Below are 16,469 nucleotides of genomic sequence, written 5' to 3'. Positions count from 1 at the left end.
TGATTTTCGGGTTCTTCCATGGTTTCGGCCTGTCCACCAAGATCATCGAATACGACATCTCGCCGGACGGCCTGATTCCGAACCTCCTCGCCTTCAACGTGGGCGTGGAAATCGGACAGTTGATCGCCCTGGCCATGATCCTGATTGCCATCAGCTTCTGGCGTAAAACCGACGGCTTTTTCCGCCACGCCTATACAGCCAACGTTGCCATGATGAGTGCAGGTTTCCTGCTCTTTGGCTATCAGCTCACGGGTTACTTTGTCGCCTGATTCTGGAGATTTGCTATGTACAACACCGATATACCCAACCGTGAAGAACTGCCCAGCACTGCCAAACTTATTCGATCAACCATCATCGCAGCTATTGTGGCGCTGATTCTGCTGGTGACCGTGGTCATGCCCGCCGAGTACGCCCTGGACCCGACCGGTGCCGGCAGATTGCTGGGGTTGACCGAAATGGGCGAAATCAAGGAACAACTGGCTGATGAAGCTGCCGCTGACGAGGAGGCACAGATGGTTGCCGTGCAATCCTCAAGCGATCAGCAGGAAACCGAAGCAGTACAGCCTGAAGCCGAAGAACCCGCTCAGGAAGCTGCCCCAGAGCCAGAACCAGAACCTGCGGCCGTGCAAGAACAACAAGCATCAGAACCAGCACCTGCAGAAACACAATGGCAGGACGAAGTGCGAGTGGTTCTTACGCCTGGCGAAGGTACTGAGTTTAAGCTCACCATGGAAGAAGGTGCTGTGGCTCGCTTCTCTTGGGTATCCGAGGGTGGCCCAATCAACTTTGATACCCATGGCGATGGAGGCGGCCAGTCAATTTCATACGAGAAAGGCCGGGGCGTACCGGAAGACGAAGGCCAACTGGAAGCCGCTTTTACCGGCAACCATGGCTGGTTCTTCAGAAACCGGAATGACAATGACATTACTCTCGTCCTTCGTACCGGTGGAGACTACGGACAACTGAAGAAAATGCTTTGATCACGCAGGCATAAATTGCAATTTTTTTTGGAGCCGGTCAGACAATGGCCGGCTGCGAGAAGAAGCGAAGGTTCATGAAATGGAGCAAAACCAGAGGTTATGAATCAGCTCATGAATGTCATGCATACAGCAATTAATTAAGCTACTGAAATACCGCGTTATTCATAATTTTCCATATCATCGGTGATCGCCGGGTCGGAATAGTTATTCCACTTTATCGTTAGTGCATCCGATTAAGCGGTACCAGCCTTCAAAATTGAATCGAAAGCCGATTCGAAGCTGAGAGCTGCAAATGTCCGCTTTTGTTTAAAAGCCCACCTCTTAGACTACTCAAAAGCTCAAATAATCATCACCGCCTATGAGACAGCGCCCTCTTCCCATTTTCTAATCAAATTCCGAACTTTTAGGAGCCCCACTTCAGTGTCCATCAGTGTAATCGGCGCTTGATTACCTAAAGCCCGAATCGGAGATGACAGCCATAGTTCAGCGGTCGCTCTATCGCCCTCGTACAGCTCGAAAACCTCACGATAGACCTGCTCTCTCAATTCAGCTACAGCTTGCTCTCCACTCATATCAATACTCCACCCACTGTAGTGGTCAACTAATCCCCGCCAATTTGGCTCGCCTGGCCAATTGCTTGGTCAAACGGCCCATTCGTGTATTGTGGAATTCGACCGGTCAACAATTTAATTCCACAGGAGTTTTATCTATGAAGAAAACACTCAACGAGATCAGCTCATTGCTGAAAGAGGCACTTGCAGTCGCAGAAACTGTCGATCACTTCAAAGGCGCTGTCGTGTCACTGGACCTGTCCTGTTTCGACGGCAGCGGCGCAGTGGTGACAGAAACTCTCGACAACCCAGGTGATGACACCGATAACTCCGGATCATCCATCCAACGAACCCCGCCAAAGCGTCCACTCGTGGATCAGCTGGGCGACATCAAGCAAAACACCTGGTTCTGACGGGAGAGTGAAAATGAAATCAATTGCCGAAGCAAAGCGACTGGCCGCAGCACTCTCATCCGAGTTCGGCTGTGGCGATCTGCACATCAATGTCCAAATGCAGCGCGGCGAGGGTTGGATCAGCATCGATATGTACCATGCCCCCGAGGAGCCTTCGAGAATTCTGGCAACACTGAATTTCGATACCGGCTCGCACATCCTGGTGGATAGCGCCAAAACCCTGCACTAACGCTGCGGCCTTCACGACACGCCCCGATCACTCTCTTGTGGCCGGGGCATTTTTGTGCATACGCTGCGTAAGTTATGGGAGAACGCCCTTCTGGATCTGCTGAATAAAACATCTCAGACGATGAATGTTTTCATGAGAATCCAGCATGTCTTCCGGTGCCATGTTGCCAAGGAAGGGCCTGTTCCGGCTCATCCACTCACGAGCCTCCTTTTCATTGCCTTCAAACAGATCTAGCGCCTCACTCCAAACCACACTTTTGAGTTCAGAGAGGCTCTGTTGGCCGGGGAAGTTCACGCCCCCGCTCTCCGGAACCCCGGTGTTATTTGGCTCTGTCTGGTCTGGCATAGAATTCTCCTTCGGCCAAAATTGAACCGGCAAGCACACCCTCCAGCATATTACGGTTTCTGTTTTTTTACACCGACACTGGTAGGCCGACCACCTCTGCCTTTTGGCTGAGTTATGCCCAGCGCTCCCAGCCAGCTCTGATCACGACCCAGGGCCATCACCAGCAACCCCAGGGCTCGCATGTGCTCCTGCCGGGTGCGCTCGGAGGCAGAGTGGTTCGGCAACCACACGTTCCGAAAATATTGCGCATGCTTCAGCTTGATCTGGTCAGGCCTCACCACCTCAGGAAATCGCTTTTCGATAACTACAACGACGTTGTGGATACGATTGATGTAGCGCTTGCGCTCATTGGGTTGCAGCCGGCGGAAATCAAGATTCTCCAGCACACGGTCAAGCTGCATGACGGGTCCCTCCAATGTACGAACTCGCAACACTGATGCGGTTATGCCCCAGCTGCCTGGAAACCTCTGCCCGGGCAATTCGGTCCATGACCTTATCCCGAATCGGTTGCTTGAGCGGAGATGGTCCCTCCAGGATTTCCTCGTAAACATCCTGAGCAAATCCTGCCCGCAGTTCCTGAAAGCTGGGGATGCCCGCTTTCTTGAGAATCAGGCGACACGGGTTGATCTCTCGCAGCAAAAACCGCTTCACAGTGTCGGTTTCAGACAGCAGATTTTTTGAGCCCTTCGGTCGAGCTTCGATCGCGAACTGGAGGGCTTCCATGCGGAACTCGTTGGCCCGGACGGTGCGGTCTCGACTTTTCCGGCCACCTTTACACCCTTCAAGGATCGCTGCCTCTCCCGTCCTCTTGATTTCCCTCATCATTCGGTCAAGGTCAGCCAGAATCGCTTCCCGAACACGCATGCCCCAGGCCCGCGCTAGCATCATAACGGCAGCCGCCAGGCAGAATCCTTCAACCATCGCCCGGTCTACGGCATCCTTCGTATCCACGACATCAGCCTGAATCTCCCGTGTCCGCACCGATTTGCGACAAACACCAAGAACTTCCTTACCGGAGATTTTCAGTGCATTGTCACCACGGAATGCCCGCATGATCACGTTCATGGTGCTGATCAGGTTATGCGCATAGGCCACACTGATTTGGGCATCAACCGTACCATCAGGCCACTGGTATTCTCCTTCAATCCGCTGGCGAACGTACTGGCCGAAGGAGAAAACAAACTCCCGATCAATATCCCTCGCATCGGTAACGCCATGACGCCGGCAAAAATGAATAAATGTAACCGCGCGCCGCTTGTGCGTGGCTCTGGTGTTGTAGTGGGAAACGCGGCTGTAGTAATCGTCCAGCGCCTCTCTTACCGCATATCCGAGTTGCCGTCCTCGTCCGAAATTTTCTTTTCTACTCGGCCGTTTCTTACGGGACGAACGTCGTCCTCGTGAAACCTGTTTGTTACTCATAACAACCTCCTCAATGATCAAATGAATGTACAGATGTGCGCGGCAAGCCATATGAAGCTCCTTGTGACCTCCAGGGCGGAGCGGCCCCCGCGCTGATGCTCCGCCCCAAGAGGTCACATTAAGTGTGGGTGCAGGCCCGGCTAGGGGCCGCCAGAGGGAGCATCAATCGTGCTGCTGTACCAGCACTGACTCGTCACCATTGCGGTACCGTGAAACGCTGCCTGTCGATAATCGACTGGCAGCGCTTTGGGGAGCGGCATCACGTGATCAGCGTGATACCCGCGGGGTGGGTGTGCCGTGAGGCGGTGGGATGGCCAGGTTGAGTGAGCAGCCAGCGATAATCAGCGCTGGTAGCGTTCCCTGCTGCTCGTCTGCGGATAGTTAACGTAGAGGTTTCCCGCAGTTTTCCGGCCATTAAAAAGAACCGTAAGGCACTGATACCACTGCCTTTTAAGTTCCTACTTCAACATTCATCTCATTAGGTAAACCGCGTTACGCTGGTGTGGACAAACGAGATATTTTTTGGAAAAGCCAGCAGAGTCACTGGCAATAGGAGAGGGCTCGGAAGCAATGCTTCCGATGTGGGGACGGATCAAGAAGATCATATTGAGGGGGGATCGGAACGATCATTTCTAGTTCCCCGGACGAACCGGGATTTATTGCTACATTTAAAGTGCCAGCTAACACCTGCCCCGCTCAGTTATAAAGCTGAACGTTGAATGGGCCTTGAGAATAAGTTTGCCCACCGCGAGGCTCTCTATCAAGCTGAGAAAACGCCAATTTTCTGTAAAAACTCAAAAATGGCACTCAAACATAGTCAGCGCCAATCACACTTGTCATAATCAAAATGATCAAGGCATAGCGTTATCGTTGATCACCATAGACGATCCTCCTCCGCTAAACTACACTGGCTTGACCGTCCATTTACACGACATTCCGCAGATTGAGCCCAAGGATGACCACGGCAAAACTTGAGGATTTAACTCAAACACAGCGCGACCGCCTGGCCTTCATCGAAATGATGGTCCGGTTCTTGGGCGAAATACGTCGGCAGGACCTTGTTTCTCGATTCGGCATCCAGTCTGCGGCCGCCACCCGAGACCTGGCTCTTTATAAGGAGCTTGCGCCCGGCAATATTGATTACGACACCAAAGCCAAGCGCTACGTTCTTTCAACCGAACTCTCCCCACTGTTCGAGTTTGCACCCGAGAGAATCATCTCCTGGTTAACTCAGGGCTTTGGTGATGGCGAGCCCGCTCAACTACAGGCATGGATCACCAGTGAAATTCCCTCTCGGCTTGCCCTCCCGGACCCGAGCATTTTGTCCTGCGTCACACGAGCTATTCACCAGAAAGCGCCGATCTCAATCGAGTACCACTCTTTATCAAGCGGACGCACAGAACGGGAAATTGTCCCCTTTGCATTGATCGATAATGGGCTCCGTTGGCATGTACGAGCTTTCGACAGGAAAACTCAGGAATTTCGTGATTTCGTCATCACGCGAATCAGACGCCCATCTTTCCTGAATTCCGAAATACAGCCGCACGAACAAAGTGATCAGGACATCCAGTGGACCCGCATCGTTGAAGTTGAGTTAGTGCCTCACCCGGCTCAACCACGCCCTGAAGTCACGGAAATGGATTACGGAATGACAGAGGGGGCATTAAAAATGAAACTGCGCGCTGCAACGGCAGGGTACATTTTGCGTCGCTGGAGTGTCGATTGTTCGCCCGACCACAACCTTGAGGGGCCCGAGTATCGGCTATGGCTCAAAGATCATCTAGCCATCTATGGGGTAAAGAGCGCGATTCTAGCGCCAGGTTATGAGTCATCCAATCCACAGCTTACCTCCGAGTGGGACTGAATATGAGTATGCTGGACAAATTGGAAACGCGGGTTAACGAAATTGAGGCGCTTCACAGCAAGCTCCTCCTACTGATTGGATCTCCCGGTATCGGCAAAAGCCAACTGCTGACGGACTTGGCAGCTCGCAAAGATACCACTGTGCTGAAAGTCGGAGCTGAACTGGGCAGGAAGCTTGCCAACCTGCCCCAGCGGCAGCGCACCCTGCAGGCCAACACCCTGCTCCGGGAATTAGCCGACACCCATGCTACAGATGGATTGTTATTACTCGACAACATAGAGTTGCTGTTTGACCGATCGCTCAAGCTCGATCCATTGGATCTGCTCAAACAACACTCCAAAGCCCTGCGAATCGTGGTGGCTTGGCCGGGAGACATTAAGAACGATCGCCTGGTATACGCACAGCTAGGGCACCCCGAATATCAGGAATACAGCCTCGAAGGCCTGGTTCCGTTCGAATTGAACAAGATTAATTGAAGGAGAAATACATGCAGTACAGGGATCTCATACAGTTTGAGCCGATCGAGTCGGTCATACAGCTTCTCGATGCCAATCGTTCCGACGAAGCCAAAAAGCTGGTCTCAACCTACGTCATCTCAGACCAGATGGCTGACCGAATCGCCAAACAAATGGTCCCACAACTGTCCTTCGACGAATCGGTAGACCACAAAGGCATGCTCGTTGTTGGTAACTACGGCACCGGTAAGTCTCACTTGATGTCGGTACTGTCGTTGATCGCCGAAGACGAGTCTTACCTGCCACTGGTTCAGCACCCGAAAGTTGCTGAGGCAACCAAAGCCATAGCCGGCAAGTTCAAGGTGCACCGGATTGAGATCTCCAGCCAGATGTCATTGCGAGACATCGTCACTCAGGAGCTGGAAATTTTCCTGGAGAATCAGGGCGTCAGTTACTCCTTCCCGCCAGTGGACAAGGTCGTCAATAACAAAGCGGCTTTTGAAGAAATGATGGACGCCTTCGACGAGGTGCACCCTGGCCAGGGTGTCTTGCTCGTGGTGGACGAATTCCTGGAGTTTCTGCGGTCCCGTAAAGACCATGATCTGGTCCTGGACCTCTCGTTCCTCCGCGAAATTGGTGAAGTCACCAAGCACCTGCGTTTTCGTTTTGTTGCCGGTGTTCAGGAAGCCATTTTTGACAGCAGCCGCTTCCAGCATGTGTCCGACAGTCTGCGCCGCGTGAACGAACGCTTCAGCCAAGTGCTTCTGGCAAGGCAAGATGTCAGCTTCGTCGTAGCCGAGCGGTTGTTGAAAAAGTCCGCAGATCAACAGCACAAGATCCGCGAATACCTGACGCCCTTCGCGAAGTTCTATAGCAATATGAACGAGCGCATGGACGAATACGTGCGCCTCTTCCCGGTACATCCCGATTACATAAGCACTTTCGAGCAACTAGTCTTCACGGAAAAACGCGGTGCGTTGGTTACTCTGCGTGACCAGATTCAAAACGTACTGGATGACCAGGTACCGGAAGATCGCCCCGGCCTGATTGGCTTTGACCAGTTCTGGGATACCGTCACGTCGAACTCCGTGCTTCGTTCAGACCCCAACATTGGCCCAGTATTGAAAGTAACCGAGATCCTCGGTGAGCGGGTTCAAAAAGCCTTTACACGTCCAGCCTACAAAGCCATGGCCACTCGGGTGATCAAAGGCCTGGCAGTGAACCGTCTGACCACCGGCGGTGATATCTACGTACCGGTAGGCCCAACCGCAGAAGAGCTGCGGGACACCCTATGCCTTTATCAACCCGGTATTGAGGATCTGGGAGGAGAGCCCGCGGATGATCTGCTTACTGCGGTGCAGACCACCCTGCGGGAAATCGTTAAAACGGTTAATGGTCAGTTCATCTCTAAAGCACCAGATACCGAGCAGTACTACCTCGACCTGAAGAAGGACGTGGATTACGACGCTCAGATCGAAAAACGGGCCGAAGCTCTCTCAGACGATGCGCTCGACCGTGCCTATTACAGCGCCATGATGCAGCTGATGGAGTGCACCGACGACACCGCTCACGTCACCGGTTACAAGATCTGGCAACATCAGGTGGAATGGCAGGACAAGCGCGTTGAGCGCAATGGCTACCTTTTCCTTGGCGCGCCGAATGATCGCCCCACGGCCCAGCCAGAGCGGGATTTCTACATCTATTTCATCCAACCGTTCGAACCGCCACGGTTCCGGAATGAGAACAAGGAGGATGAAGTCTTCTTCAAGCTGAAGGGACTGGATGACGAAATCACCCATCACTTGTCTTTTTACTCGGCGGCACAGGAACTGGCATCAACCGCCAGCGGTTCAGCCAAGACGGTTTACCTGGATAAAGCCAAGGAAGCTCTGCGCGCCATGAGTAAGTGGCTTCAAGAAAAGCAGATGACGGCCTATGAAGTCACCTACCAGGGTAAAACGAAAACCCTGCAGGAGTGGACCAAGGGCGTCTCGATGCGGGACAAGCTGCGCCTCGGAGCGGATGAGCGCGCCAACTTCCGTGACATCGTGAATGTAACCTCCGGCCTGGTACTGAATACCCATTTCGCCGACTTGGCGCCGGAATATCCCGCTTTCTCTGTGTTGGTGACAGAAGCCAACCGCAAGCAGTTGGTGGGCAACACGCTCAGGGCTCTGGCTGGAGGCACTCGCACCAAAGATGCCACTGCCATACTGGACGCATTGGAAATGCTGGATGGCGATCGCATTGAGCCGGCCCAATCCAAATACGCAAAAGAAGTTCTGAGCCGGCTCCAGGCCAAAGGTCATGGCCAGGTACTGAACCATACGGAGCTTCTAAGCCAGGCCCCCGATAACGAGTACTTTGCCCCGGTTAAATTCCGGCTGGAGCCTGATCTGCTGGTCGTCGTTCTCAGCGGCCTTGTCTACTCCGGTGACATCGTGCTGGCTATCACCGGTGACAAGATCGACTCCAGCAAGCTGTCCTTACTTGCCGAACGTGGACTGGAAGATCTCAAATCCTTCAAGCACGTTGAAGCTCCCAAAGAGATCAATGTAGCCGTTCTGCGCTCCCTATTTGAGCTGCTAGAGCTGCCATCCGGCCTTGCTCAGATGGCCACCCAGGGCAAAGACGAGCCTGTCAAAGAACTTCTGGATGCAGTCTCCAAGCTCGTCGACCGAGTGCTGACCGTCGGAAACGACCTCTCCAACCGCCTAAGCTTCTGGGGGCAGTCACTGCTTCGGGACGAAGAGCTCATCGACCGCCAGCAAAAGCTGGACAATCTTAAGAACTTCCTCGAAAGCCTGTCGCCCTACAACACCATTGGCAAGCTGAAGAATCTTCGTATCACCCAGTCCGACATCGACGCCCAGAAACAAAACCTGGAAGCGCTGACATCGATAGAAAAGCTTCGGGATATTGTTGATGAGCTCGGGGCTGTCGCGAACTACCTCTCCCAGGCGGAATTGATCTTGCCTGCCGACCACCCGTGGTTGCAGGAAGCCGAAACCAAGCGGAAGGCTATTCTGGAGAAACTGGCAGCTGACAAATCCGCCAGCCAAGCCAGCGAATACCGTAAGGAAATGGCGGCTCTGAAACAGAGCTACATCAATGCCTATGTTGCATTGCATTCCAAGGCGCGGCTAGGGGTATCTGAGGACAAGACCAAAACCGCTTTGCGCAAAGATCCACGCATGACCACCTTGCGCACGCTGGCGGGCATCTCCCTGATGCCGACCAGCCAGCTGACTTCGTTTGAGGAAACCCTGGATCAGCTAAAGAGCTGTGCCTCACTGGTGGACTCAGAGTTGAAAGCCAGTCCAGTATGCCCGCACTGTAATTTCCGCCCCGCTAATGAGCAGGGTGACCTGATGCCGGCCGCCAATGTGCTCAAAACGCTGGACGACGAATTAGATCGCTTGCAGGAAAGCTGGCAACAAACCCTGCTAGATAACCTGGATGACCCAATCATTCAGGCAAACCTGGAGCTGCTGAAGCCAGGGCAGAGAGAACAAATTAACGGTTTCCTAAGCTCAAGAACGCTACCGGACCCCGTGACACCTGAGTTTGTAGCAGCCGTGCAGGAAGCGCTTTCAGGTCTGGAAAAGATCTCCGTCAGCAGTGAGGACATAAAACATGCGCTTTTGACTGGTGGCTCTCCTGCAACACCGGAAGACCTCCGGAAGCGCTTCGAATCCTTTATTAACGATCGCTGCAAAGGCAAAGACAGCGGCAAGCTGCGCTTTGTCATCGAATAAAACGACAGCGACGAAGAACCAAATTGACTATTTAGGGAAGTGGATCCATGAACCAGCTTTTTGATCACCAGGCCGAGGAATCCGGGCCAGTGGAATGTCTCGGGCAGACATTTCCGAGCGATGAGGCTCGCAGAGCGCATTTCCTACAACTGCTCTCTGAGAAACTGAAAGACCCCGACTTTCGCAATCAGGAAGGATTTCCGATCGGGACGGATGAGGCTATTTTAGAGATGTCAGATCCGCCTTACTATACTGCCTGCCCTAACCCTTTTGTTACTGATTTTTGTAATTATTACGGAAAAGCGTTCGATTCGTCTGTTCAATATATTAGGGAACCTTATACCGTTGATGTGAGTGAAGGTAAAAATGACCCTATTTACACTTCACATAGCTATCACACCAAAGTTCCTCATAAAGCAATAATGCGCTATATATTGCATTATACAGAGCCAGGCGATGTGGTCCTTGATGGCTTCTGTGGAACAGGAATGACCGGAGTGGCAGCTAGACTTTGTGGGGACAAAGCTGCTGTAGAATCTCTAGGTTATCGGGTCGATAAAGATGGTCGCATCTTATCCCTTTCACCTGATGGCTGGGTAGTAATATCAAGACTTGGAGACAGGCATTCCGTACTGAATGATCTATCCTCAGTTGCAGGCTTCATTGCCCACAACTTTAACTCTCCCCTGAACATCGAACAGCACGACAAACATAGTCAAAGCGTCATTAATAGTATTGAAAAAGACCTGGGATGGATGTTTCTCACCCTACACAACCCAACCGAGCAACAACTGAAAGATGCAATAGCAAAAATCGACAACGAAGAGCGACTTACGGGCATCAAAAGTGCTGCGAAAATCAACTATACAGTTTGGTCTGATGTGTTTTCGTGCCCAGAGTGTGCCCAAGAAATCGTATACTGGGATACCGCAGTAGATAAAACCACCTACCAGGTTAGAGATACTTTTTCTTGCCCCAGCTGCCAAAAAAATCTTGCAAAAAAAGACTTAGAAAGATCCTTCTCCAACACTTTTGACCCTATCATCGGATCTTATGTTAATTCAGCAAAGCGCAAGCCCGCTTTAATCCACTACTCTCTGGACGGAAAGTACTTTACAAAATCTCCTGACAGCTTTGATTTTGCGCTTTTAAGAAAAATTCAATCTCTCCCAAAAGATAGTTATGTTCCAGAAGACCCATTGTATAAAGGTGATAAAACGAGTGACCCTCTTAGCGTTGGAATCACTCATCAGCATCAGTTTTATACACGGAGAAATCTACAAATCCTTGCGCGATACCGGGAACTTATCAAGCCAACGAGCTATGCATTCAACCTAACTTCTGTTGCGTCTGTCGCGTCTTTGATGTATCGATTCAGATCACAAAATGGTAGTTTGGGTGCGGGCGGAGGTCCAATGAGTGGAACTCTCTATGTGCCTTCTCTAATCAAAGAGATCCCAGCTACGAAGCTTTTGCGGGAGCATCAGAGAAAAACATACAAGATGAAAAGACTTGTTTCCTCAAATGGAGGAAACATTATAAGCACTGGCTCCATGAGCGCTCTACCTAGCATCAAAAATTCGTCTATCGACTATATATTCCTAGATCCTCCTTTTGGCGGAAATTTAATGTACTCAGAGCTTAATTATTTGTCAGAAGGCTGGCTCGCAGTAAAAACGAATAACGCGCCTGAGGCGATCCAAAACAAGTCTCAGAGAAAGGGATTAGACGTATATCGAAGCATCATGACAAACTGCTTTAAGGAAGCTTTCCGCGTACTCAAGCCAGGGCGGTGGTTGACTGTAGAGTTTTCTAACAGTAAAGCCTCCGTTTGGAACGCCATCCAAACTGCTCTTCAAGAAGCCGGCTTTGTTGTCGCGAATGTATCAGCACTCAACAAGAAACAAGGAAGCTTCAATGCGGTAAATAACAAAACATCTGTAAAACAAGATTTAGTTATATCTGCATATAAACCAAGCGAATGGCTTGAAGATCGCTTTTCGGAGTTTGGAGTAAGCACAGAGTCAGTTTGGGCTTTCGTCGAATCACATCTTCAAAAATTACCGCTTCCAAGAGTAAAAGAGACTGACCTCGAATTTGTTCCAGAAAGAGACCCAAGAATACTCTTTGACAGAATGGTAGCGTGGTTCTTTCAGCATGGTGCTTCGGTGCCACTATCAAGTATTGAATTCCAAGGCGGACTTGCACAACGATACCCAGAGCGTGACGGAATGATATTCTCCGCAGATCAGGTTGCAAAATACGATAAAAAACGAGCAACAATAGATAAAGCACCTCAGATGGAATTGTTTGTGTCTGACGAGCGTAGCGCTATCGACTGGTTGAGCAAATTCTTGAAAAAGAAACCTTCAACATATCAGGATATTCATCCTGAATTTACAACCCAGCTTGGCGCTGGCTGGAAGAAGCATGAAGAAAAACCTGAACTTAAGGCGCTGTTGGAATCGAACTTTCTGAAATATGATGGAATTGGAGATGTTCCTAGCCAAATTCATAGCTACCTTTCAACTAACCATAAGGATCTCCGTAGCCTTGAGAAGGACGATCCACGTCTAATCTCCAGAGCCAAGGATCGCTGGTATGTGCCTGACCCCAATAAAGCCCATGATTTAGAGAAAAGACGAGAAAGGGCACTACTCAAAGAATTTGAAACTTACAAGGAATTCTCGGGGCGCAGATTGAAGGAATTCCGCTTGGAGGTTTTGAGGGCGGGGTTCAAGGATGCTTACAGCAAAAAGGATTACCAGACTATCGTATCCATCGCCAAGAAAATTCCAGAGGAATCTCTTCAGGAAGATGAGAAACTCCTGCTTTGGTATGACCAAGCACTAACTCGCACCGAAGGAGCTATCTAGGAAATGAAGTTTCTCGGAGGAATCACGAGCCAGGCGGCCTTTCGACCGGGGAAGTTACCGGAGAAGTCACCGGGGAAGTGCAAAAGCTGTTGTCTGTCGTGACTCGGGAAAGGAAACGGTCGGAAATTCAGTCTGCCATGAGTCTTGAACATGAGGAACACTCCCTGGGAGCCTACCTCACCCAGGCGCTGGCATCAGGCGTTATCGAAATGACCCTTCCTGATAAGCCCTACAGCAACAAACAACGCTATCGACTGACTGCAAAGGGAGTCGCCCTGCAGCGGAAAGACGCCAATGAGTAAAGACTTCAATGTTGGAGACTGGTGCTGGCACACTCACCAGGCCACGCCTTGCCGCATCATTGAGCGCCAGGAGATATGGGGTACGGTCACCTACCGTATCTGGCTGGCAGCCAAAGATGCCGTGGTCCGGGCTCGACAGCAGGATCTGACGGAGCTGGAATACGTTCAGCCCACCGTTGAGCATATTCTGCATTCAGTCGCTTCAGCCAAGCTTCTGGATGCCCTGGAAGACAACCTGCTTCTCGCTCCGATCCAATCGAGTGTTGTGCCATTGCCCCATCAGCTGTATGCGCTGAACCGAGCCATGAGCCGCGACCGGATACGATACCTGCTGGCGGATGAAGTGGGTTTGGGGAAGACCATCGAGGCGGGGTTAATTCTCCGGGAGCTGAAACTCCGGGGGATGGTAAAACGCGTTCTCGTTGTGTCTCCCAAGGGGTTGGTCCGCCAGTGGCAAGCCGAGATGCGACTGCACTTCGGCGAAGAGCTGCGGTTTATCGAAGCATCGGACTTAGCTGCGTTTCGTGCTTGGCGGGACGACAGCACCCAGAGTGAAGACAACATCTGGCGCATGCACGATCAGGTGATCTGTTCTTTGGATTCCGTGAAGCCCGTTGAAAGCCGCCGTGGCTGGAGCCTGGAACAGCTCGCCAACTATAACCGGGAACGTTTCGAGGATCTGGTATCGGCAGGCTGGGATCTGGTCATCATTGACGAATCTCACCGCATGGGAGGCAGCACCGATCAAGTTGCCCGTTATAAATTGGGCGCTGCCCTTGCGGAATCCGCACCTTACTTGTTGTTGCTGTCTGCTACCCCCCACCAAGGCAAAAGCGATCAATTCCTGCGGTTGATGCAGTTGTTAGACCGCGACTCCTTCCCCGACGAATCCGGCATCGTCCAAGAACGCGTGCAGCCGTTCGTGATTCGATCCGAAAAGCGGCTAGCCATCGACGCCGAAGGCCAACCGCTTTTCAAGCCCCGCTCTACTCGGCTCCAGGCAGTTTCCTGGCAAGCCAAGCATGCCACCCAGAAGCAGCTTTATGAGGCTGTTACCGACTATGTACGCCATGGCTATAACCAGGCTATGGCGGCCAAACAGCGTCATATCGGCTTTCTGATGATCTTGATGCAGCGCTTGGTTACGTCCAGTACGGCAGCTATTCGAGCAACGCTGGAGAGACGGCAGGCTCTGCTTGACGCACCAGAATTACAAGCTGGTTTATTCGACCTGTCTGAAACCGACGAGTGGGCGGAGCTGGATGGTCAGTCCCAACTGGATGCTGCTTTGCACACCAGTGGCTGGGCCCAGGAAAAATCGGAAGTCGATATGCTTCTGGAATTAGCCAGGGAAACCGAACGACAGGGTGCCGATGCCAAAGCCGAGGCCTTGTTGGAGCTGATCTACAAACTTCAGCAGGAGGAAAACGACCCAGAACTGAAAGTTCTGGTGTTCACCGAGTTCGTGCCAACGCAGGCAATGCTAGCGGACTACCTGGAAAGCCGAGGCTTCACTGTCGCCCTGCTGAATGGCGGAATGGATCTCGAAGCTCGCACCAAAGCCCAAAAAGCATTTTCTCAAGATGTCCGCGTCATGATATCCACCGATGCGGGCGGTGAAGGCCTCAACCTCCAGTTCTGCCACGTTATCGTTAACTTCGACATGCCATGGAACCCGATGCGCCTGGAACAGCGCATTGGGCGTGTAGATCGCATCGGCCAACCCCACATCGTTAGGGCAATCAACTTTGTACTAGCGGATACCGTGGAGTACCGGGTTCGCGATGTGCTCGAACAGAAGCTGGCTCTGATTGCAGAAGAGTTCGGTGTTGATAAAGCGGCAGATGTCATGGACTCGGTGGAGGTAGAACCTTTATTCGACGAGCTGTTTGTTCAGGGCTTGCAGAATCCCTCCGACATCGAACAGGAGTGTGAAGAAGTTATTGATCAGGTTCGTGAGAAGGTTACTACCTACCGCAAGGAGAACGACTTACTTACCGAAGATCATACGCTGGAAGCTGACGATGCCCGCAAATGGCGGGATCACCCAGCGCAATTCTGGCTGGAGCGAGCAATCACAGCAGGACTGGCTGGCCGGGGAGGCTCCACTTCTAGGCAGGGCGATATTTGGCAGATTAATTGGATGGATGGCAGCGAATCCCCTCACGCATGCTTTGATGCTCGCACGGCCGAGCAGAACCCTGAACTGGAATGGGTAACTTTGGAAGACCCGAGGGCTCGGGCAGTTATCGGCGATCTACCTCGCTTCGTAGCGGGTCAGCCTTTGCCAACGGTGACAGTGAACGGATTGCCGAATACGGTCCAGGGCGTTTGGTCACTCTGGGAAATCAGCCTGAGCGCTGGCAACTCATCCAGCCAGTTCAACAGAAAACGGTTCCTGCCGGTATTCGTGATGGATGACGGCCGCTCGTTCGTACCTACTGCAAAACGGATCTGGGACCTGTTGCTTACAGAGTCTGTTGAGGTACACCCAACAGCTGACGTGGAGAACGCCGTCACCCTATTTGAGGCATCATCAAAGGCGGCACAATCACAAGGTGAACAGCTGTTTAATGAACTCCTTGAGGAACACCGCTCCTGGCTATCGGAAGAGCGGAACCGCGCTACCTATTCGTTCGAATCCCGCCAGCAGGCTATCGGCCGTATCGGATTACCTGCAGTAAGAGAATATCGGCGCAAACGGCTGCAAGCGGAGCATGACAACCGTATGGCAGACTTACGCGATGCCGAGACCTGCTTACCGGATATGAATGCTGTCTTGTTGTTACGGATTGGCCAGTCAGGGAGGACTGATTCATGAAAGCTTGGGCAAAGAAAATCCTACACGAATTTCCGTCTGACCTATCGCGATTGTGGATAGCTTCAGATCCTGATGGAGTTCTGCTGGACGAACAGATACTTTCTGAACTTCGTAAACGCGGCTTTGAGGTACTGCCATTTGAGGACAGCATCGCTTTCCGGGCGGAGTATGAGGAGCTATACAGAATCCCTTGGGAACAGGGAGACGCCGGCGCAGCAAAAGCCGTTGTGCTACATGTTCAGAACAATGACCTGAGTGAGCTGCCGTGGGATTACCTACGCTCAGCCCGACAGGTTCGGCTTGGCCTAAACGAGCTTTTCCCTCACCTGAGCTACTCAGTTGTCCAGCAGGTTGGAAGCGAGCTGCTACCCGATCTGTTTGAAGCTCAGGCTAAACATGCGCCTCAACCCCTTGGTGAAGCCGCTACAAAAGATTTCGTGCTCGCGCACATCTTTC

At 51.9% G+C, this 16,469-nt stretch carries 14 protein-coding genes and 1 pseudogene; 11 read left to right on the top strand and 4 right to left on the bottom strand.

Translation table 11 applies throughout. The annotated features are described in order from the left end of the window. Positions 1-269: HupE/UreJ family protein (locus tag B2W52_RS09595; RefSeq protein WP_286802741.1), on the top strand; the 269-nt coding region annotated here is incomplete at its 5' end. A gap of 15 nt (positions 270-284) precedes the next feature. Continuing rightward, on the top strand, positions 285-980 hold the full coding sequence (locus B2W52_RS09590; protein WP_108019875.1) for a hypothetical protein: 696 nt from the start codon (positions 285-287) through the stop codon (positions 978-980). A gap of 356 nt (positions 981-1,336) precedes the next feature. Here B2W52_RS09590 and B2W52_RS22305 read toward each other — a convergent pair whose 3' ends face one another. Then, a complete protein-coding gene (locus B2W52_RS22305; protein ID WP_273069987.1) occupies positions 1,337-1,552 on the bottom strand; it encodes an MbcA/ParS/Xre antitoxin family protein in 216 nt (71 codons plus the stop codon). A 137-nt stretch (positions 1,553-1,689) separates the two neighbouring features. On the opposite strand from B2W52_RS22305, the gene B2W52_RS09585 reads away from it, so the two are divergent. Then, on the top strand, positions 1,690-1,944 hold the full coding sequence (locus B2W52_RS09585; RefSeq protein ID WP_273069989.1) for a hypothetical protein: 255 nt from the start codon (positions 1,690-1,692) through the stop codon (positions 1,942-1,944). A gap of 13 nt (positions 1,945-1,957) precedes the next feature. After that, positions 1,958-2,173 carry a hypothetical protein gene (locus B2W52_RS09580; RefSeq protein ID WP_273069991.1) on the top strand — a complete coding sequence of 72 codons (216 nt, stop codon included), beginning with the start codon at positions 1,958-1,960 and terminating at the stop codon, positions 2,171-2,173. A 72-nt stretch (positions 2,174-2,245) separates the two neighbouring features. On the opposite strand, the gene B2W52_RS09575 is transcribed toward B2W52_RS09580, so the two are convergent. From B2W52_RS09575 to B2W52_RS09565, 3 genes are read right to left on the bottom strand one after another with little or no spacing between them, the layout of a single operon-like run. Then, a complete protein-coding gene (locus B2W52_RS09575; RefSeq protein ID WP_273069993.1) occupies positions 2,246-2,518 on the bottom strand; it encodes an antitoxin Xre/MbcA/ParS toxin-binding domain-containing protein in 273 nt (90 codons plus the stop codon). 50 nt (positions 2,519-2,568) lie between these two features. Beyond that, the gene (locus tag B2W52_RS09570; protein ID WP_273069995.1) at positions 2,569-2,919 is read right to left on the bottom strand and encodes a hypothetical protein; all 351 of its coding nucleotides are present in this window, start codon (positions 2,917-2,919) and stop codon (positions 2,569-2,571) included. Continuing rightward, positions 2,909-3,937 carry an integrase domain-containing protein gene (locus B2W52_RS09565; RefSeq protein ID WP_273069996.1) on the bottom strand — a complete coding sequence of 343 codons (1,029 nt, stop codon included), beginning with the start codon at positions 3,935-3,937 and terminating at the stop codon, positions 2,909-2,911. Before B2W52_RS09565 ends, B2W52_RS09570 begins: the two co-directional genes overlap by 11 nt. 955 nt (positions 3,938-4,892) lie before the next feature. Between B2W52_RS09565 and B2W52_RS09560 the strand changes: the two genes are divergently transcribed. From B2W52_RS09560 to B2W52_RS09530, 7 genes and pseudogenes are all read left to right on the top strand, one after another. Beyond that, complete coding sequence (locus B2W52_RS09560; RefSeq protein ID WP_273069998.1) at positions 4,893-5,801, top strand: helix-turn-helix transcriptional regulator; 909 nt, start codon at positions 4,893-4,895, stop codon at positions 5,799-5,801. Positions 5,802-5,809: 8 nt separating this feature from the next. Beyond that, complete coding sequence (brxF, locus tag B2W52_RS09555) at positions 5,810-6,277, top strand: BREX-3 system P-loop-containing protein BrxF (protein ID WP_286802733.1); 468 nt, start codon at positions 5,810-5,812, stop codon at positions 6,275-6,277. 11 nt (positions 6,278-6,288) lie between these two features. Then, positions 6,289-10,014, top strand: a complete 3,726-nt coding sequence (locus tag B2W52_RS09550; RefSeq protein ID WP_273070002.1) for a DUF6079 family protein — start codon at positions 6,289-6,291, stop codon at positions 10,012-10,014. A gap of 47 nt (positions 10,015-10,061) precedes the next feature. Next, positions 10,062-12,890, top strand: a complete 2,829-nt coding sequence (locus B2W52_RS09545; RefSeq protein ID WP_273070003.1) for a DNA methyltransferase — start codon at positions 10,062-10,064, stop codon at positions 12,888-12,890. A 77-nt stretch (positions 12,891-12,967) separates the two neighbouring features. Then, the gene (locus tag B2W52_RS09540) at positions 12,968-13,192 is read left to right on the top strand and encodes a Fic family protein (RefSeq protein ID WP_339622136.1); all 225 of its coding nucleotides are present in this window, start codon (positions 12,968-12,970) and stop codon (positions 13,190-13,192) included. After that, entirely contained in the window at positions 13,185-16,013 is a 2,829-nt protein-coding gene (locus B2W52_RS09535) for a helicase-related protein (protein WP_273070006.1), read from the top strand. Before B2W52_RS09540 ends, B2W52_RS09535 begins: the two co-directional genes overlap by 8 nt. Continuing rightward, positions 16,010-16,469, top strand: a pseudogene (locus B2W52_RS09530) (BREX-3 system phosphatase PglZ); the annotation flags it as partial. The gene B2W52_RS09535 and the pseudogene B2W52_RS09530, both read left to right, overlap by 4 nt.

Source organism: Marinobacter sp. UBA2498 (genome assembly GCF_002341575.1).
GTDB classification, from domain to species: domain Bacteria; phylum Pseudomonadota; class Gammaproteobacteria; order Pseudomonadales; family Oleiphilaceae; genus Marinobacter; species Marinobacter manganoxydans.
The sequence above is the reverse complement of the archived record's forward strand: the minus strand, read 5'-3'. Positions and strand labels throughout refer to the sequence as shown.

Coding starts and splice junctions, on each gene's coding strand:
- B2W52_RS09535 (WP_273070006.1), top strand. CDS start 13,185: ATGAGTAAAGACTTCAATGTTGGAGACTGGTGCTGGCACACTCACCAG.
- B2W52_RS09580 (WP_273069991.1), top strand. CDS start 1,958: ATGAAATCAATTGCCGAAGCAAAGCGACTGGCCGCAGCACTCTCATCC.
- B2W52_RS09560 (WP_273069998.1), top strand. CDS start 4,893: ATGACCACGGCAAAACTTGAGGATTTAACTCAAACACAGCGCGACCGC.
- B2W52_RS09565 (WP_273069996.1), bottom strand. CDS start 3,937: ATGAGTAACAAACAGGTTTCACGAGGACGACGTTCGTCCCGTAAGAAA.
- B2W52_RS09570 (WP_273069995.1), bottom strand. CDS start 2,919: ATGCAGCTTGACCGTGTGCTGGAGAATCTTGATTTCCGCCGGCTGCAA.
- B2W52_RS09585 (WP_273069989.1), top strand. CDS start 1,690: ATGAAGAAAACACTCAACGAGATCAGCTCATTGCTGAAAGAGGCACTT.
- B2W52_RS09590 (WP_108019875.1), top strand. CDS start 285: ATGTACAACACCGATATACCCAACCGTGAAGAACTGCCCAGCACTGCC.
- B2W52_RS09545 (WP_273070003.1), top strand. CDS start 10,062: ATGAACCAGCTTTTTGATCACCAGGCCGAGGAATCCGGGCCAGTGGAA.
- brxF (WP_286802733.1), top strand. CDS start 5,810: ATGCTGGACAAATTGGAAACGCGGGTTAACGAAATTGAGGCGCTTCAC.
- B2W52_RS09575 (WP_273069993.1), bottom strand. CDS start 2,518: ATGCCAGACCAGACAGAGCCAAATAACACCGGGGTTCCGGAGAGCGGG.
- B2W52_RS09550 (WP_273070002.1), top strand. CDS start 6,289: ATGCAGTACAGGGATCTCATACAGTTTGAGCCGATCGAGTCGGTCATA.
- B2W52_RS22305 (WP_273069987.1), bottom strand. CDS start 1,552: ATGAGTGGAGAGCAAGCTGTAGCTGAATTGAGAGAGCAGGTCTATCGT.